Consider the following 20588-nt stretch of genomic DNA (forward strand, 5'->3'; position numbering starts at 1 on the left):
GCGCGCAGCGGGAGGGACGAATTCATGACCGAGACCGTGGGTGCGAGCACGGCGAGCGGCAAGGCGGCCAAGCGGGGCAAGCGGGGGCTGAAGATCAGCCGGGTGTTCACGACCGAGGGCGTGCACCCGTACGACGAGGTCACCTGGGAGCAGCGTGACGTCGTCATGACCAACTGGCGTGACGGGTCCATCAACTTCGAGCAGCGGGGCGTCGAGTTCCCCGAGTTCTGGTCGATGAACGCGACCAACATCGTCACCAGCAAGTACTTCCGCGGCGCGGTGGGCAGCCCGCAGCGCGAGCGCAGCCTCAAGCAGCTCATCGACCGCGTCGTGAAGGCGTACGTGACGGCCGGCACCGAGCACGGCTACTTCGCCACCGGCACCGACGCCGAGATCTTCGAGCACGAGCTCACCTGGATGCTGCTGCACCAGGTCTTCAGCTTCAACTCGCCGGTGTGGTTCAACGTCGGCACCTCCTCCAAGCAGCAGGTGTCCGCCTGCTTCATCCTCGCGGTCGACGACACGATGGAGTCGATCCTCGACTGGTACAAGGAAGAGGGGATGATCTTCCGCGGCGGGTCCGGCGCGGGCATCAACCTCTCCCGCATCCGCTCGTCCAAGGAGCTGCTGTCCTCCGGCGGCACCGCGTCCGGCCCGGTGTCGTTCATGCGCGGCGCCGACGCCTCCGCGGGCACCATCAAGTCCGGTGGCGCCACCCGCCGCGCCGCGAAGATGGTCGTCCTGGACGTCGACCACCCGGACATCGAGGAGTTCATCGCGACGAAGGCGCGCGAGGAGGAGAAGATCCGCGTCCTGCGTGACGCGGGCTTCGACATGGACCTCTCCGGCGCCGACATCACCTCGGTGCAGTACCAGAACGCGAACAACTCGGTCCGCGTCAGCGACGAGTTCATGCGCGCCGTCGAGTCGGACTCGGAGTTCGGCCTGCGCGCCCGGCTCACCGGCGAGGTCATCGACACCGTCGGCGCCAGGAAGCTGTTCCGCTCGATGGCCCAGGCGGCGTGGGAGTGCGCCGACCCCGGCCTGCAGTACGACGACACGATCAACGACTGGCACACCTGCCCCGAGTCGGGCCGGATCACCGCGTCGAACCCGTGCAGCGAGTACATGCACCTGGACAACTCCAGCTGCAACCTCGCGTCGCTGAACCTGCTGAAGTTCCTCTCCGACGACGGCACGTTCGACGGTGAGCTGTTCGTCAAGGCGGTCGAGTTCGTCATCACCGCGATGGACATCTCGATCTGCTTCGCGGACTTCCCGACCGAGTCGATCGGCGACACCACCCGCAAGTTCCGCCAGCTGGGCATCGGCTACGCCAACCTGGGCGCGCTGCTGATGGCCACCGGGCACGCCTACGACTCCGACGGCGGCCGCGCGCTCGCCGCGAGCATCACCTCGCTGATGACCGCCGCGTCCTACCGCCGCTCGGCGGAGATGGCCGGCGTGGTCGGCGCGTACGAGGGCTACAGCCGCAACGCCGAGGCGCACCAGCGCGTCATGCGCAAGCACGCGGCGGCCAACGACGCGATCCGCACGATGCACACCAACGACGTCGCGATCCGCGACCTGGCCACCCGCGAGTGGCAGAAGGGCATCGAGATCGGCACGAAGAACGGCTGGCGCAACGCGCAGGCCAGCGTGCTGGCGCCGACCGGCACCATCGGCTTCATGATGGACTGCGACACCACCGGGATCGAGCCGGACTTCTCGCTGGTGAAGTTCAAGAAGCTCGTCGGCGGCGGGTCGATGCAGATCGTGAACCAGACGATCCCGCGCTCGCTGAAGGCCCTGGGCTACCAGGACGAGCAGATCGAGGCGATCGTCGAGTACATCGCGGAGCACGGCCACGTGGTCGACGCGCCGGGCCTGCGCCCCGAGCACTACGAGGTGTACGACTGCGCGATCGGTGAGCGGTCCATCGCCCCGATGGGCCACGTGCGGATGATGGCCGCGGTGCAGCCGTTCCTCTCGGGCGCGATCTCCAAGACGGTCAACATGCCGGAGTCGGCGACCGTCGAGGACATCGAGGAGATCTACTTCCAGGGCTGGAAGCTGGGCCTCAAGGCGCTGGCGATCTACCGCGACAACTGCAAGGTCGGCCAGCCGCTGTCGAGCGCGAAGAAGAAGACCGAGACCGCCGACGCCGTCCAGCCGGAGAAGGTCGTCGAGTACAAGCCGATCCGCAAGCGGCTGCCGAAGAAGCGCCCGAGCCAGACGCTGTCGTTCACCGTCGGCGGTGCCGAGGGTTACCTGCACGCCGGTTCGTACCCGGACGACGGCCTGGGCGAGATCTTCGTCAAGCTCGGCAAGCAGGGGTCGACCCTGGCCGGTGTCATGGACGCCTTCTCGATGTCGATCTCGGTGGGCCTGCAGTACGGCATCCCGCTGGAGTTCTACGTCTCGAAGTTCTCGAACCTGCGCTTCGAGCCGGCCGGGATGACGGACGACCCGGACATCCGGATCGCCACCAGCGTGCTGGACTACCTGTTCCGCCGTCTCGCGCTGGACTACCTGCCGTACGAGAAGCGGGCCGAGCTGGGCATCTTCACCGCCGCCGAGCGGGCCGCCCAGGTCGAGACCGGCTACGGTTCGCAGCCCGCCGAGCAGGAGAACGTCGACCTGGAGGAGCTGCGCAGCTCCGTCGACGCCAGCGCCAGCGAGAAGCCGGCCGAGCAGCCCCACGCCGCGCACAGCACGGCCGAGCTGATGGATCTGCACCTGGGTAAGGCCGCCGACGCCCCGCTGTGCATGACCTGCGGCACCAAGATGCGTCCCGCGGGTTCGTGCTACGCCTGCGAGGGCTGCGGCGCCACCTCCGGCTGCAGCTGATCGACCAAGTGACGTGAGAGGGCCGGGCGCTCGCCCGGCCCTCTTGCGTTGTCACGTTCCGGTGGATCATCCAGTCTGGTCGGTATGCCTGGAACCAACCTCGTCACCGGCGGCACCGGCGTGCTCGGCCGGGAGGTCGCCCGCCGTCTCCTCGCGCCGGGCCGGGAGGTCCGTGTGCTGAGCCGCCGTCCGGCGCCGGACGGTTCGCCCTACGCGTGGCGAACCGGCGACCTCCGCACGGGCACCGGGATCGGCGCGGCGGTCGAAGGAGCCGAGGTGATCGTGCACTGCGCGACGACACTCGGCGGGAAGGACGTGGCGGCCACGAGGACGCTGATCGACGCGGCCCGGTCCGGCATGCCGCACCTGGTCTACGTCTCGATCGTCGGTGTCGACCGCATTCCGCTGCCCTACTACCGGGCGAAACTCGCGGCGGAGGAGGCCGTGGTGTCCTCGGGTCTGCCATGGACGATCCTGCGTGCGACCCAGTTCCACACCCTCATCCGGCTCGTCGTGGACCTCCAGCGCCGGCTCCCGGTCGTGTTCCGCCCCGCCGGTTTCCGCTTCCAGCCGGTCGATCCGGGCGAGGTCGCGGCGCGTCTGGCCGAGCTCGCGCTGGAGGGCGCCGCCGGACGCGTGCCGGACATGGGCGGGCCCGAGGTCCGTGACTTCCGCGACCTCGCGCGGGCAACCCTGCGCGCCGCCAACCGCCGCCGCCCGATGATCCCGGTCCCGATCCCCGGCGCGATCGGCCGCGGCTACCGGGATGGCCACCACCTGACGCCGAACGCGGCCGGCCGCGTCACGTTCGAGCAGTTCCTCGGTTCGGGGAGTTAGGCCCGTGAGCCGAGGCGGCAGCCGAAGACGGACGACCGCTTGGGCCGTGTCCGGCAAGTCATCGGAGCCAGAGGGTGATGGCGGCGATGGTGAGTTCGGCGTTGAAACAGCGTTCGACCACGTTGCGCCGCTTGCAGGCCTCGGCGTCGAAGGCGGACGGGCGCCCGCCCGCGACGGGAGCCCTGGGCCGTGCGGCGGGCAATCTGATCCTCGCGCTCACGGTTGACGAACCGGATCCGCCGGTCCGCATCGCCTGCCAGGTTGAAGGGTGCGATACGCCTTGTCCGCGACCACCGCATCGGGTCGGCACCGTGGTCGACCCGGTCCTATCCCGGCGACCGCGATCCCGTCGAGCCCCGGCACCAGCTGCGGATTGTCCCCGGCGTGGCCCCGCATCGTCGTTGACGATCACCTCGTCCCGCAACCGCTCATGCGCCGTCTTCCGCGGCCCATCCGTTCGGGCAGGTCACGACACGGCGCACCGGTGCCGCCGACGACCACGACTGGCCGAGTCGCGCATCAGGCCGCCATGGCGTAGAGCACGTCACGCAGGTCGTCCTCGCGGTCCGTGCGCCACACGACCCGCAACGCCAGCTCGGCGCTGTCTGCCATCGGTAATGACACGAGGGTCCCGTCCGCGAGGTCGCTCGCGACCGCGAAATCCGGCAGCAGCGCGATGCCCAGCCCCTGGGTCACCCAGGCGCGGATAGTCGAGACGCTGTCGAACTCCAGCCGTCTGCCGTGTGCACCCAGCAGCCGGTCGGCGGCCATCCGGAACGAGCACCCGTCGGGCGTCACCAGGAGGACGTCGTCGCCGGTCCGGCCGGGCTTGGACACCAGGAACAACCGCACGGTCTCGATGTCCACGAAGGACAGATCGCCGCCGTCGAAACCCAGGGTGCCCAACGCTGATCCGGTGTCCAGCAGCAGTCCGGCGTCGAGTTCGCCGTCGGCGACCGCCTGCAGCAGGGGTTGCCGCATCAGTGATCGCACCGCCAGGTCGAGGTCCGGCCGCCGGTCGCCGAGGCGGGCGACCACGGCCGGCAGCCGCGTGGCGACGAGCGTCTCGAGCGCACCGACCGCGAACCGCGTGCGCTCGTCGCTCACCAGCCGCCGGATCGACTCGGCCTGGTCGAGCAGCCGTCGCGCCTCGGGCAGCAGCAACCGCCCCCGCTCGCCGAGCACCATGCCGTTCGGCTTCCGCTCGAACAGCACCAGGCCGAGCGAAGCCTCGAGCGAGCGCACGTGTTCCGACACGGTCGCCGGCGACAGGCCGAGCCGTTCGGCCGCACCGGTCACCGTCCCCACCGAGGCGACCGCCACGAACGCCCGCAACTGCCGCAGTTCCATGAGTTCAGCCTAGCGAGCGAGCATTCGGAAAACCCGAAAGCCGCAGGCTGCGGCGCTTCCGGTGGGGAGATTCAACAGCCGTGACGCGCCTACCGGCTCGCCGGGGCACCGAGCCTGTCCGCGAGACCGGAGAGCCGCCCGCATCCGGAAATCCCGAACACCGCATGCGGATCGGCCCGTTGAGCGACCCCGGCCATACCCGGAGAGTCGCCGCCGTGACGACAACCGCTACCCGGGGCAGCCTGCTCGGCGTCTCCCTCGCGTACTTCCTGGTCCTGCTGGACACCACCGTGCTCACCGTCGCGCTGCCGGACATCCGCGACGACCTCGGCGGGTCGTTCGCCGGCCAGCAGTGGGTGGTCAACGGCTACACCGTCTCGTTCGCCGCGTTCCTGCTCGGCGGAGGCGCGCTCGCCGACCGCGTCGGCCCGCTGCGCGTGTTCCGCTGGGGTGTGGCGGGTTTCGGCGTGCTCTCGCTGGTCTCCGCGGCCGCGCCGACGCTGCCCGTGCTCGTCGTGCTGCGCGTGCTGCTCGGGATCGCCGGTGCGGCGTGCCTGCCCAGCTCCCTCTCCCTGATCAGCCGCCTCCACCCGGACCCCGCCGCGCGGGCGAAGGCGCTCGGGGCGTGGGCCGCGATCACGGGCGTCGCGCTCGCGACCGGGCCGATCGTCGGCGGACTGCTGGTCGATCTGGCGGGGTGGCGCGCGGTGTTCGTGGTCAACGTGCCGTTGGCGGTCCTAGGGCTGGCCCTCACCCGCGGCCGCGAAACCACGACGGGCGGTCGTGGTTTCGACGTGAAGACCCAGCTCGCCGCCTGCGTGGTCCTCGGGCTGGTGACCGAGGCGATCGTCGACTCCCGGCCGCTCGCGCTCGTCCCCGCCGCACTCGTGGCCGCGGTGTTCCGGTTCTGGGAGCGCCGTTCCGCGGCCCCCGCCGTGCCACCCGTGCTGGTACGCACCCGGGCCGTGGCCACGAACCTGTTCGCCGGCGCCGCGGTCAACTTCGTCCTGTCCGGGACGTTGTTCGCCGTGACGCTGCTGCTGCGGAACGAGCGGCACCTCGACCCGGTCCAGACCGGCCTGGCCTTCCTGCCGCTCACCCTGCCCACCGCGTTCAACCCGTTGCTGACCAGCCGGATCGTCGTCGCCCGTGGTCCACGGCTCCCCGTCGTCGCGGGCCTGACGCTGCTGACCGCGGGCGCGCTCGTCCTCGCGGCGGGGACCCGTGCGCCCTACCCGGTGCTCGCGTGCGGACTGCTCCTGCTCGGGTTCGGTGTCTCCCTCGCACTGCCCGCGCTGGTCACCGGTGTGGTGACCGCGGCGCCCGACGGGTACGCCGGAACCGCCGGTGGCCTGCTCAACGCCGTCCGCCAGGTCGGGGCGACCGTCGGCGTCGCGGCGATGGGCAGCGTGGTGGCCACCGGCGGGTTCGGCTGGGCGTTCCTGCTCGCCGCCGCGCTGACGGCGGCCGCTCAGGCGGCGAGCTTCCGCCAGAGGAACTCGAACAGCAACGCCCACTTGTAGGCCAGCTGCTCGTTGTCCGCGGCGGCGCCGTGCCCGCCCTCGATGTTCTCGTAGTACCGCACGTCGTGGCCCTGTTCGAGCATGCGCGCCATCATCTTGCGCGCGTGCGCCGGGTGCACGCGGTCGTCGCGGGTGGACGTCATGAACAGCGTGGGCGGGTATTTCCGTCCCGGGTGGACGTTCTGGTACGGCGAGTACTTCGAGATGTACTCCCATTCCGCGGGGTCGTCCGGGTCGCCGTACTCGGCCATCCACGACGCACCGGCCAGCAGCAGGTGGTAGCGCTTCATGTCCAGCAACGGGACCTGGCTGACGATCGCCCCGAACAGCTCGGGGTACCGGGTCAGCATGACACCCATCAGCAGGCCGCCGTTGCTGCCGCCCTGGATGCCCAGGCCTTCCGGCGTCGTGATGCCGCGGTCGGCGAGGTCCGCGGCGACCGCGGCGAAGTCCTCGTAGACGAGGTGGCGGTTTTCCTTGATGGCACCGGTGTGCCAGCCGGGGCCGTACTCGCCGCCGCCACGGATGTTGGCCAGCACGTAGGTGCCGCCGCGCGCGAGCCACCCGCGCCCGATCACGCCGCTGTAGGCGGGCAGGCGGGACACCTCGAACCCCCCGTAGCCGGTGAGCATCGTCGGGCCGTCCCCGTTGCGCGGGCGCACCACGAAGTACGGGATCCGCGTGCCGTCCTTCGACGTCGCGAAGTGCTGCTCGACGGTGGTGTCCGTGGCGTCGAAACGGGCCGGGGCCTGCTTGAGGACCTCGGTCGCGCCGCCGACGTGCCCGTAGGACAGGGTCGAGGGCTGGGTGAAACCGCTGGTGTTGAGCAGGTACTCGTCGCTGTCGTCGGGATCGGTGTCGATGATCTCGGCGGTGCCCAGCTCCGGCGCGCCGGCCAGCGGCTGCCTGCGCCAGCCCTCGCCGGGGGTGAGGACGTGCAGCTCGGTGTGCACGTCGGCGAGGGTGGTGAGCAGCAGGTGGTTCCGCGTCCAGTCCCAGGACTCCAGTGAGGTCCGGCCGTCCGGCTCGAACAGGACGGTCAGGTCGCGGGCGCCGGCCAGGTAGTCGTCGAACCGCGCGGCGAGCAGCGTGCCCGGGGCGTACTCGCGGCCGCCGACGGTCCACGCGGTCCGCGTGCGGATCAGCAGCCACTCGCGGTGCGCGCTCGCGTGCGCATCCTCTGGCACGTCCAGCTTGACCAGCCCGTCGGGCGTGCGGAGGAACTTCTCGGTGCGGTAGAAGTCGATGGCCCGGCCGACGAAGTCGCGCTCGAACCCGGGAGTGGGATCGTGGTACGCGAACACCGCCACGTCGTCCGGCTTGCCCTCGAACACCGTGACGGCCTCGGACAACGGCGTGCCCCGGCGCCACTCCTTCGTGATCCGGGGGTAGCCCGAGGCGGTCATCGACCCGGGTCCGAAGTCGGTGCCGACGTAGATCAGGTCCTCGTCGATCCAGCCGACCCGGCTCTTGGCCTCCGGCAGTTCGAAACCGCCCGCGACGAACTCGCGCGTCTCCAGGTCGAACTCGCGCACCACGGCCGCGTCCGCGCCGCCGCGCGACAACTCGGCCAGACCACGGCGGTACGACGGCCGCAGCACCGCCGCGCCCTGCCAGACCCAGTTCTCGCCCTCGGCTTCGGCGAGCGCGTCGACGTCGAGCAGGACGTCCCACTCCGGGCGCTCGGTGCGGTAGGAGTCGAGCGTGGTCCGCCGCCACAGACCGCGCGGGTGCGCCGCGTCCTGCCAGAAGTTGTAGAAGTACTCGCCACGCCGGCGGATGTAGGGGATCCGGTCGTCGGCGTCGAGCACCTCGCGGGCCTCGTCGCGCAGCTGCTCGAACCGCGTGCTGCCGGTGAGCTCGGCGACGGATTCGGCGTTGCGCTGCCGAACCCAGTCGAGCGCCCGCTCACCGGTCACGTCCTCGAGCCACAGGTACGGGTCTTCGTCAGCCATGTCCCCATCCTGCCAGGTGGGGATGGTTTTCAACGCCAGGCGGGGTCCCGGCCGGTCAGCGCGAGGAACCGGTCGAGCTCGCCGGCGTCCGGACCGACCTCGAGCACCGGTGCGAAGACGTCGTCGTCGGGACGCGGCCGGGCGCGCATTCGCTCGGCGAACCGCAGCGCGACGTGCACGGCCTCGGCGTCGGGCTGGTAGGGCACGCCGAAGGTGCGGGCGAGGTCCCAGCCGTGGGCGACCGAGTCGACCAGGTGCATGGTGAGCGCGACCGAACCGGGGAAGGTGCCGAACTCGCGCACGGTCACCTCGCGGGTCAGGACGGCGTCGTCGGCCGCGGCGGACAGGAAGGCGTCGACCGAATCGGCGTAGGCGCGGTACGGATCGTCGCCGAGCGAACCGCTGTGCCAGTCGGCCGCGGACCCCTCCCGCAGCGCCACGGCGAACCCGTGATTCTCACTCACCTGGTGGATGAGCAGGTCGCCCAGCGTCCAGCCCGTGCACGGGGTGCGCAGGCCGAGGTCGGTGGTGCCGGAGACGATCTTGTCGACGGTGCGGAGAACGCGGCGGTCCAGGTCACGGATGTCCATGCCGCCCACGCTAGGCCGGAAAGTGGCCCGGTCGAAGGTCCAAAGATGGGCAGAGCGAGGTGGGCCAATTAGGCTCGGGGAATGGACATCCAGATCGAACTGGGGGCCGGCCGTGGCCGGCGGGATGCCATCTACCGCCAGATCCGCGAAGCGATCCTCGACGGGCGCCTGCGTGCGGGTGACGCGTTGCCGCCGACGCGGGAGCTGGCGCAGCGTCTCGTGGTTTCGCGCAACACCGTGAGCGCCGCGTACGACCGGCTGGTCGCCGAGGGATTCCTGGAGGCCAGGGTGGGGTCGGGCACCTTCGTGGGAGCGGGCGCCCGGCGGGACGGTGCCGGCCCGGGTGAGCGGGCGGCGGCCCTGACCGCGTCCGCCGCCTGGGACGACGTACCCCGTCCGCCGCGCCGGTTCGCGGAACGGCCGGAGTACGACTTCCGCTCCGGCGCCCCGGACGTGTCGCTGTTCCCGTTCGAGACCTGGCGGCGGCTGATGACCCAGCAGCTGCGCCGGTCCCACCACGACCTGCTCACCTACGGCGACCCGCAGGGGCACGCCGGTTTGCGCGCCGCCATCGCGCGGCACATCGGAGTCTCCCGCGACGTCCGCGTCGCCGCCGACGACGTGCTCGTCACCAACGGCTCGCAGCAGGCGGTGGATCTCGCCGCCCGTGTGCTGCTGGAGCCGGGTGACCGGGTCGCGGTCGAGGAGCCCGGTTACCCGCCGCCGCGGCAGCTTTTCGCGACGCTGGGTGCGCGGCCGGTCGGGGTGCCCGTCGACGAGGAGGGGATCGTCGTGGACGCCATCCCCGACGGCTGCCGCCTGGTGTACGTGACGCCGTCGCACCAGTTCCCGCTCGGGGTCCCGATGTCGATGGCGCGGCGCCTGGCGCTGATCGAATGGGCGTGCCGCAACGACGCGGCGATCCTCGAGGACGACTACGACACCGAGTTCCGCTACACCGGACGTCCGCTGGAACCGTTGCGCAGCTTGGATTCCAGCGGTCGCGTGCTCTACATCGGATCGTTCTCGAAGGTGCTGCTGCCCGGCCTCCGCCTCGGATTCCTCGTCGCGCCACCGGGTCTGCGCCCGGCGCTGGCGAAGGCGAAGTACCTCACCGACTGGCATTCGGCGAGCCCCGCGCAGGCGGCGCTCGCGGAATTCATGGACACCGGCGAGTACGCCCGGCACATTCGCCGCACGCGGCGCGAGTACGCCGCGCGGCGGGACGTGGTGCGCGGCGTCGTCGAGCGGGACTTCCCGGAGCTGCGGCTGATCGGGTCCTCGGCCGGGCTGCACGTCAGCGCGATGAGTTCGGCACCGGTCCGCCCGATGGTGCTCGCCGCGCGGAAGGCGGGGGTGCGGATCTACGCGCTCGGTGATTTCACCCGGCCGCGGGACGCGCTGGAGGGCCTGGTCTTCGGCTTCGGGGCGATCCCGCGCGAGCGCATCGAACGGGGGCTGCGTGAACTGCGGGCTTTCGCGGACAGCGACCGGGCACTAACCTGATGTGAGCCGGGTCACGTCCAGCTGGGAGGCTGCCGATGCGGATCGCCGACTTACTGCGGAACAAGGGCCACTGGGTCGCGACGGTGCGACCCGAGTCGTCCATCACCGATCTGCTCGCCGGTCTGGCCGAACACAACGTGGGCGCCATGGTCGTGGCCGGCGAGGACGGCATCGCGGGCATCGTCTCCGAGCGCGATGTGGTGCGCAAACTGCACGAACGCGGACCGGCCCTGCTGGAGCGGCCGGTGTCGGAGATCATGACGACGGTGGTCGCGACCTGCACGCCGCGTGATTCGGTGGACGACCTGAGCGTGCTGATGACGCAGCGGCGCGTGCGGCACGTGCCTGTCGTCGAGGGTGGGCGGCTGGTCGGGATCGTCAGCATCGGCGACGTGGTGAAGACCCGGATGGAGGAGCTGGAGGCGACGCAGCAGCAGCTGGCGGCCTACATCGCGCAGGGTTGAGGCGTCAGGCCCGTTGCCAGCGTGCCAGGACGCGGTCGAGGTCCGGTCGGATCCGTTCGCGGGCTTCGGCGCGCGGCACGCCGTCCATGAGCATCCGGTCGTAGGCGGTGTCGAGGTGCCGGACGGAGGCGATCACCGCGAGGCGCACCGCATTCTCGTCCAGGGCCCGCCCGGCGGCGGACCGCCCGACCCGGCCGCTGCCGCGGGTCCCGGCGTGCTCGGCGATGAGGTGTGCCCGTTCGGCCGGGCAGCCCGGGTAGAGCTGCTGGATGCCGGCGGCGAAGGCGGCCTGGAATTCGACGTCCTGCACCGCGCGGCGTTGTGCGTCGCGTTCCCGCCGCCGGGCGCGGACGTCCTCGTCGGCGAGGCACTGTCGTTCGGCCCGGTCCAGCGCGTCCGCCTCGACGAGGATCCCTTGGCGTTCGTAACGTTTGCGCCGCCGGTTGAAGCGCTGGACCAGGACGCAGAGGGTGCTTTCCCGCCTGGCGCGGCGGGACAGCGCGGCGTTGCCCGCGGGCAGCAGGACGAGGTGGTCGAAGTCCGCGCAGGTCAGGCAGAGGGGGCCCGCGGGGAGGACGAGGTCGCCGGGCTCGCCCGGGTCGCCGCAGCCGGCACAGCTCCAGGCGCGGTCGGCGGTGTTCACGGTCAGGTCGGGTGCCTTGTTCTGCCGTTCGGCGAGACGGGCCCGCTGCTTGTCGGACAGGTCGGCGGAGAGCCAGTGGGTGCGGCAGAGCGCGTCGAGGGTGTCGTCGTCGGTGAACCGCAGATCGCGGCGGTCCCGGGTGGCGGCGGTGTAGGTCGTGCCGGCCGGGGTGAGCCCGTTCTCCTTGGCCCAGTCGTGGAGGCAGCGGAGCGCTTCGGTGATGCGCTCGTTGTCGACGGGCAGCGCTTCGGTGAGCGGGCTGAAGCGCCCCTGCCGCCACGCTTCGACGCGGTGAGCGGGCACCCATCCCAGCGAGACGAACACCTCGACCGGAGCAACGTACTTGCGCTGGGCAAGCGAAGCAGCCGCCACGGAGGCCACGCGGCCACGCAATTTCCCACCCATCGGGCGGAAAGTGTAGCCAGTGTTCGTCGGCCCACGGCCGTGGACGGGCCCTTCGGCGCCTGCTGTGGACCTTGGCGCGGGATCGTTGCGTCCCCTTCCGCTGGGCCGCCGCCCCGGCCGTTTGCTCCCGCCTCGCAGCCGTTGGGGCTCTCTGACACCCCCGAACCGCTCAGCTTGCCCCCGCGTCTGGGTGATCGGCGCCGGCTGGGAGCCCGTTTCCGCAAGGGCTCGCGGTCATCACCCGGAACGGCTCAGCCTGCCCCGCGTCTGGGCGATTGGCGCCGGCCGGAAGGCCGCTCCCGCAAGGGCTCACAGTCGTCACCAGACGGCTCCCTGCCCGGGGTGAACGCAGCGGCTTCGACCGTGCCTGTCCCGATCCGCTCACCGACTCCGCAGCCGAGAGGCTGCGTGCCGCAAAGCCTGTGGTCTTTGACAACCGTCCCGGCCAACTCCGCGCCCGGCCCCGCGTCCAGTGACATCGCCCGCGGCACCTCGTCGCGTGCCCGTCCCCGCCCAACACTCCGTCGGACCAACCCGCTGGTCCCGGCACCGACCACTGCTGTCACATCAGGGCAATCCGGCCACCGTCGGCCGCAGGGCGCTGATCCCGGCCGTCAGCGCGACGCGCCCGCTGGCGAAGGTGGTCCCCCGCGGCAGTTCGGTCAACAGCACCGCGATGTAGCGGTAGTCCCGGCCGGCCAGCCCGGTCGTGTTCAGCACCACCGCCCGGCTGATCTCCATCCAGCCCTGCTTCACCGCGCGCGGCTGCCCCGGCAGACCGTCCGGGATGCCGAAGTGCTGCGGGAACCCGTCCGAGGCCGTGCTGCGGATCGCCGCCAGCCCGTCGAGGATCGGCTGCCGCGCCTCCGGCGGGACCTGGGTGGTCAGGTAGCGGTAGACGGCGACGAGGTCGTTCGGCGTCGTCCTCGTCATCTCCCACTGCTCGGAAATCCGCGGTGGACGGGTGTTCGGCAGATGCATCAGATCGGCCATGCGGGTGATGATCGCCCCGCGTCCGCCCGAGTTCCAGTACGACTCGGCGTCGCCGTCGTGGCTCAGTGACAGCATCTCCACGATGCGGGCGCGCTGGGTCTCGCTCGGCGCGTGCCAGCCGCCGGTGTGCAGCACGTCCAGCGCCATCAGGAGCTTGACCACGGAGGCGGCGTAGAACTGCCGGTCCCCGTGGGCCGAGGCGAGCAGCTCGCCGGTGGCCGTGTCGTACAGCGCCAGGCCGACGGTGGTGCCGGAGACCTTGTCGTTCACCGCATCCGTGACCGCGCCGGCGAGGCGATCGCGCTCGCCTTGGTTGAGTGTCGAATGGGCGGTGCTGACCGGGACGCTGGACGACGTCGTCACCGTTGTCGTCGTGACCGCGGTGGACGTCGGCCCGGCGACGGACACGGTGTCGGTGTCCGCTCGACCGGCGGTCAGCGAGGTGACGACCACGGCGATGGCGACTCCCGCGCCCAGGCCGGCGAGCACGAGGCGCCATTTCATGTCCCGCATAACGTCCGTCCCCGTGAAACCGTGCCCATCATGATCACTGTACGGGACAGCCACTCAATTCTCGTATGGATCTTGATCAGGTTTCTACTGTGGACCGGCGCGCGGGGACGCGCACTTTAGCGCATACCTCCGACAAAACCGGGCCGCTCGCCTGAGAACCCGGCGAGTTGTCCACATCGTCCTCAACCATCCACAGAATTCCGTTCTGTTCCTGGGTGATCCGTTTCCTGCCGCATAGTGGAGTCATGACATCGACCACCACCCACACCGGCACGGACGGCCGCGTCACCGTCCGCATCTCCGATCCCGGCGAGCTGATCGCGGCGGTGCCGCACCTGCTTTCGTTCCGGCCCGGGCCGTCCGTCGTACTGCTCAACCATGCGGGCGCGAAAGAGCGGCGAATCCTCCCGGTGATCCGCGCGGATCTCCCCGACGAGAGCTTCGAGCCCGACGCGGTGCGCGAACTCGTGCGCCGCCTGCTCCGACATCCCGGCGCCGGGGTGACGGTCGTGATCATCGGCTGTCGTCCCGGGCACCGGGCACCGCCGGGGGAGGTGCCGCACAAGCAGCTGGCCGGCCTGCTGGTCCGCGCGCTCGACGACGTCGGCCGGCCGGTCGACCACGCGTTGTGGGTGCCGGAGATCCGTGCCGGCGTGCCGTGGAGGTGCTACCTCGACGACTGCCCGCCAGGTGTTCTGCCGGACGACCGGGACACCGTCATGGCCGCGGCGATGGCGACCCGCGGCTGGGTGACCTACGACAGCCGCGAGGAGATGTCGCGACTGCTGGACCCGGACGATCCAGCGGCGATCGAGCGACGGCAACGCATGCTGGACGCGGCGGTGGACAGGCTGGCGGAAGCACCCGCACCGGAAGCCATCGCCGCCGCGATGGGTCATTTCGGCGCCGAGGAGTCCGCGGCGCACCTGTCCGTCGTGCGTGCCGCGCTGGCTCGCGCCGAGGCGGGTGACCTCGACCTGAGCGACGAGGACGTCGTGTCCCTGGCGATGGCCTTGTCGAACCTCGAGGTGCGGGATCGGTGCCTGAGGACCGCCGAGCCGCCCGGCGAGCCGGCGTCGAACGCGGCGGAGCGCCTGTGGCTCGAGCTGGTGCGCCGCACGCCACCGCCGGAGCGCGCCGAGCCGGCCGTCTTGCTGGGCTACTCGGCCTACCGCCGCGGCGACTGCGTCCTGGCCGGCCTGGCGTTCGACAACGCCCTGACCGCCCGGCCCGGCCACCGCCTCGCCGAGCTCCTCGACCTGTGCCTGGACCGCCAGATCCCACCCGCCGCGCTGAGCAGACTGAGCCACCCGAACGGAGGTGCCCCGATGGCGAACACCCCCTAGCCCCGGCCGGGCGACCAGCTCAGAACCGGCCAGCCCGCGCCCGGCGACCGGCTCGTCGTGCGCCGGCGCACTGGTGCACCCCGCCCGCGGACCGGCCGCGGAGTGCCGCAGGACCGATCAGCTGAGCCCGCTGACCGGCGCGCGGTGCCTCGGAGCTCCGGTCCGTGCCCAGCGCCCGGCTTCCGGCCTGCGGTGGCCTGGAGCCCGGGGGCCGTGCCCAGCGCCCGGCTTCCGGCCTGCGGTGCCCTGGAGCCCGGGGGCCGTGCCCAGCGCCCGGCTTCCGCTCCGCGGTGTCCCGGCGCCCTGGGTCCGTGCCCAGCGCCCGGCTACCGGCCGGTCGTCCGCTGGTGCATGGGTCCACCGCTCCACGTGACCAGCCTGCGGAGTGCCGCAGTCCGGGTCCGCTGAGCTGGCTGGCTGGCCGTGGTGCCGGTGCACTGGTTCACGGCACCCGGCGGCCAGCCTGCGGTGCGCCGCAGCCCCGGTCCGCCGAGCCTGCTGACCAGCCTGCGGAGTGCGGCACTCCCGGTCCGGGCCCGGCGACCGGTCCGCGGTGTCCCGCACGCCCGGTCCGTGCCCAGCGTCCGGCACGCGGCGTGCCGCAGCCCCGGTCCGCCGAGCCCGGTGACCAGCCTGCCGGACTGCGGCCGTCCCGGCCCGCGTCCGGCGACCGGTCCGCGGTGTCCCGGAGCCCCGGTCCGTGCCCAGCGCCCGGCACGGGGTGCGCCGCAGCCCCGGTCCGCCGAGCCCGCTGACCAGGCCGCGAAAGCCCCAGCACTGGCCGACCGAGCCCGGTGGCCTGCCCACGGAGTGCTCCAGCGCCGGTGCACCGAGCCCTGCACCCGGCTGGCGCACCGGCGCACGAGCCGTGACCGCCGCAGCCCCGGCGGCCCCTCCACTGAGCGCCCGATGCCGGTCCGGTCCCGAGCAGCATCTGGTGGACCACCACAGGATGTGCCCGGGCCGAGCATCGGGAGCCGCATCGGCGCGACACGGCCACCGGCTCCCCCACGGAGTCCAGCGCCGACCGGGAAGCCCGCGGGGGCACCAACGGCTCGCCGCCGCCCGTGCAGCGCCGGAGCCACCGGCGTCGCACGCACCCGCCACCAGGAGCCGGCGTCACGACGCAGCCGGGACGGCAGGCAGCGTCAGCTGTCGAGGGCCCGCCGGTCCTGCGTGAAGCGCCACGCGTCGCTGACGATGGCCTCGAGGTCGGCGCGCTCGGGCTTCCAGCCGAGCTCCTCGCGGGCCCGGTCGCTGGCCGCCACGAGCACGGCGGGGTCGCCGGCCCGCCGGGGCGCCACCTCGGCCGGGATGGGGTGACCGGTGACCGCCCGGCAAGCCTCGATGACCTGGCGCACGGAGAACCCGGTGCCGTTGCCCAGGTTGTAGATGCGGTGCTCACCCGGGCGTGCGTGGGTGAGGGCGAGCAAGTGCGCGTCGGCGAGGTCGGCGACGTGGATGTAGTCGCGGATGGCGGTGCCGTCGTCGGTGGGGTAGTCCTCGCCGAAGATGCTCACCTGCGGGCGGTCCCCGGTGGCGACCTGCAGCACCAGCGGGATGAGGTGGGTCTCGGTGGTGTGCCGCTCCCCGAAGCGGCCGTAGGCGCCGGCGACGTTGAAGTACCGCAGGCTCACGGCGGCCAGCCCGTGCGCCCGCGCGTAGCTGGTGATCGCGTGGTCGATGGCCAGCTTGGAGGCACCGTAGGTGTTGGTGGGCATCGTGGGAGCGGTCTCGGGGATGGGGCTGCGCTCCGGCTCCCCGTAGGTCGCCGCCGTGGAGGAGAACACCAGGCGGGGCGTGCCGTGCGCACGCATCGCATCGAGCAACCGGATGGAGGTGAGCACGTTCCCGTGCCAGTACTTGGCCGGGTCCTGCATCGACTCGCCGACGAGGGACTTCGCCGCGAAGTGCAGCACGCCGTCGAAGCCCTCGCCGAGCAGGGAGGCCGTCGCGTCGGCGGCGTCGCCCTCGACGAAGCGCGCGCCGTCGGGGACGGCGTCCGCGTGGCCCGTGGACAGGTCGTCGACCACGACGACCTCGTGCCCCGCTTCCAGCAGGCGGGCCGTGCAGACACTGCCGACGTAGCCGGCACCACCCGTGACGATCAGCTTGAGGCGCGAGGAGTCGGAAGCCATGGTCTCGTCGAAGGCCTTTCTCGAGAACGAAGGAGGTGTCCGCCAGTGTGGACCATCAACCTGTGAGTCCCGCACCGGTCCCGCCCCGCCGGGTCACAGCTCGTCGCGCCGCGCTCCCGGCGACGGGACCGCCACGAAGGCACGCGGCGCGCGGTAGCCCGCGCGGGCGAAGGCCGCGGCGACCGCCGTTTCCACTGTGTCCACAGCGGACTCCGGCACGAGCGCGATCGCGGTGCCACCGAAACCACCGCCGGTCATGCGGGCCCCGAGGGCGCCGGTCTCGTTGGCCACGTCCACCGCGAGGTCCAGCTCCGGGCACGAGATGCGGTAGTCGTCGCGCATGCTGAGGTGCGAGGCGGTCAGCAGCGGGCCGATGTCGCCGATGCGGCCGTCCCGCAGCAGCGCGACGACGTCGAGCACGCGCTGGTTCTCCGTCACGATGTGCCGGACCAGCGGCCCGAGCTCGCCGGGCAGCCGGTCGACGGCGCTGTCGAGGTCGTCCGGGCCCACGTCCCGCAGGGCCTTGACGCCCAGCAGGTCGGCGGCGCGCTCGGTGCCCCGGCGCCGCTCGCCGTAGCCGCCTTCGCTGTGGGCGTGCTTGACGCGCGTGTCGATGGCCAGGATGCGCAGGCCCGCGGCGGCCGCGTCGAAGGGCACCTGCTCCATCTCGCCGGAGCGCACGTCGAGGAACAGGACGTGACCGTCGATGCAGCACAGCGCCGCGGTCTGGTCGAGCACGCCGGTGGGGGCGCCGACGAAGTCGTTCTCGGCGCGCTGGGCCCAGCGCGCGATCTCGGAGCGGCGGTCGAGGTCGGGGTCGTCCTCCCCGGCGAGCCCGAGCAGCGCGAGGGCGACCGCGCACTCCAGCGCGGCGGACGAGGACAGCCCGGCACCGGTGGGCACGTCGCCGGCCAGCACGATGTCGGCGCCGCGCTCGACGCCGTGGTCGCGCAGCACCCAGGCGACGCCGGCCGGGTAGGCGGACCAGCCCTCGACACTGCCCGGACGCAGGTCCGGGATGGTCATCGGGGCGGCGTCCTGGATGCGGCCGTCCGAGCCGAGGGTCGCGACGGTGAGCACCTGGTCGCTCCGCGGGGACGCGGCGGCGGCGAGCCGGTGCGGCAGGGCGAACGGCAGCACGAAGCCGTCGTTGTAGTCGGTGTGCTCCCCGATGAGGTTGACCCGGCCCGGGGCCGACCACACGCCTGCCGGGGGCCGGCCGTGCACCGATCGGAACGCCTCCGCGGCTGCGCGCGCGGAGTTCACTTGGCCTGCGCCAGAACCGCGTGCAACACCGACATGGGCACCTGGACGGCACCGAGCTCGCCGGTCACCTCCGCCGTGCCGCCGCCGTCGGCGCGGCGCACCGACACGATGCTGCCGGGGGCGATCCCCGCCCGCTTCATGTCGACCATCAGCTTCTCGTCGAGCTGGATGTGCTCGGCCAGCCGGCGGATCTCCGCCTTGCCGCCGCCGGAGCGCGCGAAGTCGTCGAGCCGCACGAGGTCGGCCTCGGCCGGCGGCGCGGGCTGCCCGCCCTCGCCGAGCTTGTCCAGACCGGGGATCGGGTTGCCGTAGGGGGAGGTGGTCGGGTGGTCCAGCAGCCGGACCAGCTTGCGCTCCACCGCTTCGCTCATGACGTGCTCCCAGTGGCACGCCTCGGTGTGCACGTGCTCCCACTCCAGCCCGATGACGTCCAGCAGCAGCCGCTCCGCGAGGCGGTGCTTGCGCATGACGGCGATCGCGAGCTCGCGGCCGTGGTCGGTGAGCTGGAGGTGGCGGTCGTCGGCCACGCGCACCAGCCCGTCGCGTTCCATCCGCGCCACCGTCTGGCTGACCGTCGGACCGCTCTGCTGCAGGCGCTCGGCGATTCGGGCGCGCAGCGGTACGACACCTTCCTCTTCGAGCTCGAAGATGGTCTTCAAGTACATCTCTGTGGTGTCGATGAGATCGTTCACGATGTCCCCTTCGTCCGCGACAATCCATGGTAGTCGTTCCGGGCGACGGTCACCCCAGGTGACCGGGAGGATAATCCCGCTCCTCACGGCTACCATCGGACGTCATGCAGCCCGCCGTCGTCTGGGATCCCGCCCTGCTCGGTTACGACCTCGGCGGAGACCACCCGTTCAACCCGGTCCGGCTTGATCTGACCGTCCGGCTCGCCACTGAACTCGGGGTTCTCGACGGGGTCGAGATGCTCGTGCCCGAGCCCGCCACCGACACCGAGTTGTACCGCATCCATTCTGAGGAGTACCTGGCGGCAGTGCGGCTCGCGCCGACCGCGGGCTGGGACGTCGGTCACGGCCTCGGCACCGCCGACAACCCGGTGTTCAGCGACATGCACGAGGCGTCCGCCCTCGTCGTCGGCTCGACTCTGCTGGGTGCCCGCAAAATCGCTGACGGTGAAGCCCGGCGAGCGGTGAACATCGCGGGCGGGCTGCACCACGCGATGCGCGACCACGCCTCGGGGTTCTGCGTCTACAACGACTGCGCCGTCGCCGTCTCGTGGCTGCTCGACCACGGATTCGACCGCATCGCCTACATCGACACCGACGTCCACCACGGCGACGGAGTCCAGGCCGCCTTCTACGACGACCCGCGCGTGCTCACCGTGTCCCTGCACCAGCACCCGTTCACCCTGTGGCCGGGCACCGGTTACAGCGCCGAGACCGGCTCCGGCGAGGCCGAGGGCACGGCGGTGAACGTCCCGCTGCCCCCGGGCACCCGCGACGGCGGCTGGCTGCGCGCGTTCCACGCGGTCGTGCCGTCGCTGCTCGAGGTGTTCCGCCCGCAGATCCTGGTCACCCAGTGCGGTGTCGACTCGCACGAGGAGGACCCGCTGGCGGACCTGTCATTGTCCGTCGACGGACATCGTACGATTTACGCTACTCTGCGTGACCTCGCCGAGCGGTACACCGAGGGTCGCTGGCTCGCCGTCGGCGGTGGCGGCTACCAGCTGATCCGGGTGGTGCCGCGCTCGTGGACGCACCTGCTGGCGACGGTGCTCAACCGGGACGTGAAGCCCGAGACCCCGCTGCCGCCGGGCTGGGTCGGCACGGTCCTGCGAGCCGCGCCGAGCGCCGAACTGCCGCCCGAGATGACCGACGGGCGCGACACGACGTACCGGCCGTGGGGCGACGGGGCCGACGACCCGGTCGACGTGGCCATTCGCGACACGCGGCGCGCATTGTTCCCGCTGCACGGCCTGGACCCGGACGACCCGCGGGACTGACCCGACACCACCGAGGAATCGACGTGAGATGAGCACCACCGACAAGCCCGGCGAACCGTACGAGGAACCCGGCGCCCGGGTTGGCGGCGCCGCGGACGGGACGGGGCAGAACCGGACCGTGAGCGAGGCGGGTGCCGACCAGGCCCGGGAGGGCCAGGCGGCCGGGGCGGGCCAGGGCCGCCCGGACCAGCCCGTCGGGCCGGGGCCGGGTAAGGCCGCGGCAGCGAGCCGCCGGAACCAGCC

15 protein-coding genes are annotated in these 20588 nt (G+C 71.9%); 7 read left to right on the top strand and 8 right to left on the bottom strand.

Annotation, left to right across the window (positions count from 1 at the left end):
- The first annotated feature begins 24 nt into the window (after positions 1-24).
- Both FB470_RS20085 and FB470_RS20090 read left to right on the top strand, forming a co-directional pair.
- A complete protein-coding gene (locus FB470_RS20085) occupies positions 25-2850 on the top strand; it encodes a vitamin B12-dependent ribonucleotide reductase (RefSeq protein ID WP_306993694.1) in 2826 nt (941 codons plus the stop codon).
- 84 nt (positions 2851-2934) lie between these two features.
- On the top strand, positions 2935-3687 hold the full coding sequence (locus tag FB470_RS20090; protein ID WP_306993696.1) for an SDR family oxidoreductase: 753 nt from the start codon (positions 2935-2937) through the stop codon (positions 3685-3687).
- A gap of 519 nt (positions 3688-4206) precedes the next feature.
- Here FB470_RS20090 and FB470_RS20095 read toward each other — a convergent pair.
- On the bottom strand, positions 4207-5037 hold the full coding sequence (locus FB470_RS20095) for a LysR family transcriptional regulator (RefSeq protein ID WP_306993698.1): 831 nt from the start codon (positions 5035-5037) through the stop codon (positions 4207-4209).
- Between the two features lie 215 nt (positions 5038-5252).
- Here FB470_RS20095 and FB470_RS20100 point away from each other — a divergent pair, with 215 nt between their 5' ends.
- The gene (locus FB470_RS20100; protein WP_306993700.1) at positions 5253-6560 is read left to right on the top strand and encodes an MFS transporter; all 1308 of its coding nucleotides are present in this window, start codon (positions 5253-5255) and stop codon (positions 6558-6560) included.
- Here FB470_RS20100 and FB470_RS20105 read toward each other — a convergent pair.
- Positions 6509-8515, bottom strand: a complete 2007-nt coding sequence (locus tag FB470_RS20105) for a prolyl oligopeptidase family serine peptidase (protein WP_306993702.1) — start codon at positions 8513-8515, stop codon at positions 6509-6511. The genes FB470_RS20100 and FB470_RS20105 overlap by 52 nt on opposite strands.
- Before the next feature lie 29 nt (positions 8516-8544).
- Positions 8545-9105, bottom strand: coding sequence for a TIGR03086 family metal-binding protein (locus FB470_RS20110; protein WP_306993704.1), 561 nt, complete (start codon positions 9103-9105; stop codon positions 8545-8547).
- An 81-nt stretch (positions 9106-9186) separates the two neighbouring features.
- Between FB470_RS20110 and pdxR the strand changes: the two genes are divergently transcribed.
- Together pdxR and FB470_RS20120 are read left to right on the top strand one after the other, a co-directional pair.
- The gene (pdxR, locus tag FB470_RS20115; protein ID WP_306993706.1) at positions 9187-10611 is read left to right on the top strand and encodes a MocR-like pyridoxine biosynthesis transcription factor PdxR; all 1425 of its coding nucleotides are present in this window, start codon (positions 9187-9189) and stop codon (positions 10609-10611) included.
- A gap of 35 nt (positions 10612-10646) precedes the next feature.
- On the top strand, positions 10647-11075 hold the full coding sequence (locus FB470_RS20120; protein WP_306993708.1) for a CBS domain-containing protein: 429 nt from the start codon (positions 10647-10649) through the stop codon (positions 11073-11075).
- Positions 11076-11079: 4 nt separating this feature from the next.
- Here FB470_RS20120 and FB470_RS20125 read toward each other — a convergent pair whose 3' ends face one another.
- Together FB470_RS20125 and FB470_RS20130 are read right to left on the bottom strand one after the other, a co-directional pair.
- A complete protein-coding gene (locus tag FB470_RS20125) occupies positions 11080-12090 on the bottom strand; it encodes a DUF2293 domain-containing protein (RefSeq protein WP_306993710.1) in 1011 nt (336 codons plus the stop codon).
- Between the two features lie 600 nt (positions 12091-12690).
- Positions 12691-13620: a hypothetical protein gene (locus FB470_RS20130; RefSeq protein WP_306993712.1), complete on the bottom strand. Its 930-nt coding sequence runs from the start codon at positions 13618-13620 to the stop codon at positions 12691-12693.
- Positions 13621-13874: 254 nt separating this feature from the next.
- Here FB470_RS20130 and FB470_RS20135 point away from each other — a divergent pair, with 254 nt between their 5' ends.
- Positions 13875-14975: a DUF4192 domain-containing protein gene (locus FB470_RS20135; protein WP_306993714.1), complete on the top strand. Its 1101-nt coding sequence runs from the start codon at positions 13875-13877 to the stop codon at positions 14973-14975.
- A gap of 1148 nt (positions 14976-16123) precedes the next feature.
- Here the strand turns inward: FB470_RS20135 and galE are convergent.
- From galE to FB470_RS20150, 3 genes are all read right to left on the bottom strand, one after another.
- Entirely contained in the window at positions 16124-17113 is a 990-nt protein-coding gene (gene galE, locus FB470_RS20140; protein WP_306993716.1) for a UDP-glucose 4-epimerase GalE, read from the bottom strand.
- Positions 17114-17206: 93 nt separating this feature from the next.
- Positions 17207-18379 (bottom strand): galactokinase, encoded by a 1173-nt coding sequence (gene galK / locus FB470_RS20145; RefSeq protein ID WP_306993718.1) that lies wholly within the window; start codon positions 18377-18379, stop codon positions 17207-17209.
- Entirely contained in the window at positions 18376-19071 is a 696-nt protein-coding gene (locus tag FB470_RS20150; RefSeq protein ID WP_306993720.1) for a metal-dependent transcriptional regulator, read from the bottom strand. The genes galK and FB470_RS20150 overlap by 4 nt, the downstream gene beginning before the upstream one ends.
- A 104-nt stretch (positions 19072-19175) precedes the next feature.
- On the opposite strand from FB470_RS20150, the gene FB470_RS20155 reads away from it, so the two are divergent.
- Positions 19176-20345, top strand: coding sequence for an acetoin utilization protein AcuC (locus FB470_RS20155; protein WP_306993721.1), 1170 nt, complete (start codon positions 19176-19178; stop codon positions 20343-20345).
- Positions 20346-20588: the final 243 nt, after the last annotated feature.

It is taken from the genome of Amycolatopsis thermophila, from assembly GCF_030814215.1.
Lineage (GTDB): Bacteria > Actinomycetota > Actinomycetes > Mycobacteriales > Pseudonocardiaceae > Amycolatopsis_E > Amycolatopsis_E thermophila.

Excerpts from the sequence above, each read along its gene's own strand:
- FB470_RS20085 (WP_306993694.1), top strand. The coding sequence starts at position 25 with ATGACCGAGACCGTGGGTGCGAGCACGGCGAGCGGCAAGGCGGCCAAG.
- FB470_RS20090 (WP_306993696.1), top strand. The coding sequence starts at position 2,935 with ATGCCTGGAACCAACCTCGTCACCGGCGGCACCGGCGTGCTCGGCCGG.
- FB470_RS20095 (WP_306993698.1), bottom strand. The coding sequence starts at position 5,037 with ATGGAACTGCGGCAGTTGCGGGCGTTCGTGGCGGTCGCCTCGGTGGGG.
- FB470_RS20105 (WP_306993702.1), bottom strand. The coding sequence starts at position 8,515 with ATGGCTGACGAAGACCCGTACCTGTGGCTCGAGGACGTGACCGGTGAG.
- FB470_RS20110 (WP_306993704.1), bottom strand. The coding sequence starts at position 9,105 with ATGGACATCCGTGACCTGGACCGCCGCGTTCTCCGCACCGTCGACAAG.
- pdxR (WP_306993706.1), top strand. The coding sequence starts at position 9,187 with ATGGACATCCAGATCGAACTGGGGGCCGGCCGTGGCCGGCGGGATGCC.
- FB470_RS20120 (WP_306993708.1), top strand. The coding sequence starts at position 10,647 with ATGCGGATCGCCGACTTACTGCGGAACAAGGGCCACTGGGTCGCGACG.
- FB470_RS20130 (WP_306993712.1), bottom strand. The coding sequence starts at position 13,620 with ATGAAATGGCGCCTCGTGCTCGCCGGCCTGGGCGCGGGAGTCGCCATC.
- FB470_RS20135 (WP_306993714.1), top strand. The coding sequence starts at position 13,875 with ATGACATCGACCACCACCCACACCGGCACGGACGGCCGCGTCACCGTC.
- galE (WP_306993716.1), bottom strand. The coding sequence starts at position 17,113 with ATGGCTTCCGACTCCTCGCGCCTCAAGCTGATCGTCACGGGTGGTGCC.
- FB470_RS20155 (WP_306993721.1), top strand. The coding sequence starts at position 19,176 with ATGCAGCCCGCCGTCGTCTGGGATCCCGCCCTGCTCGGTTACGACCTC.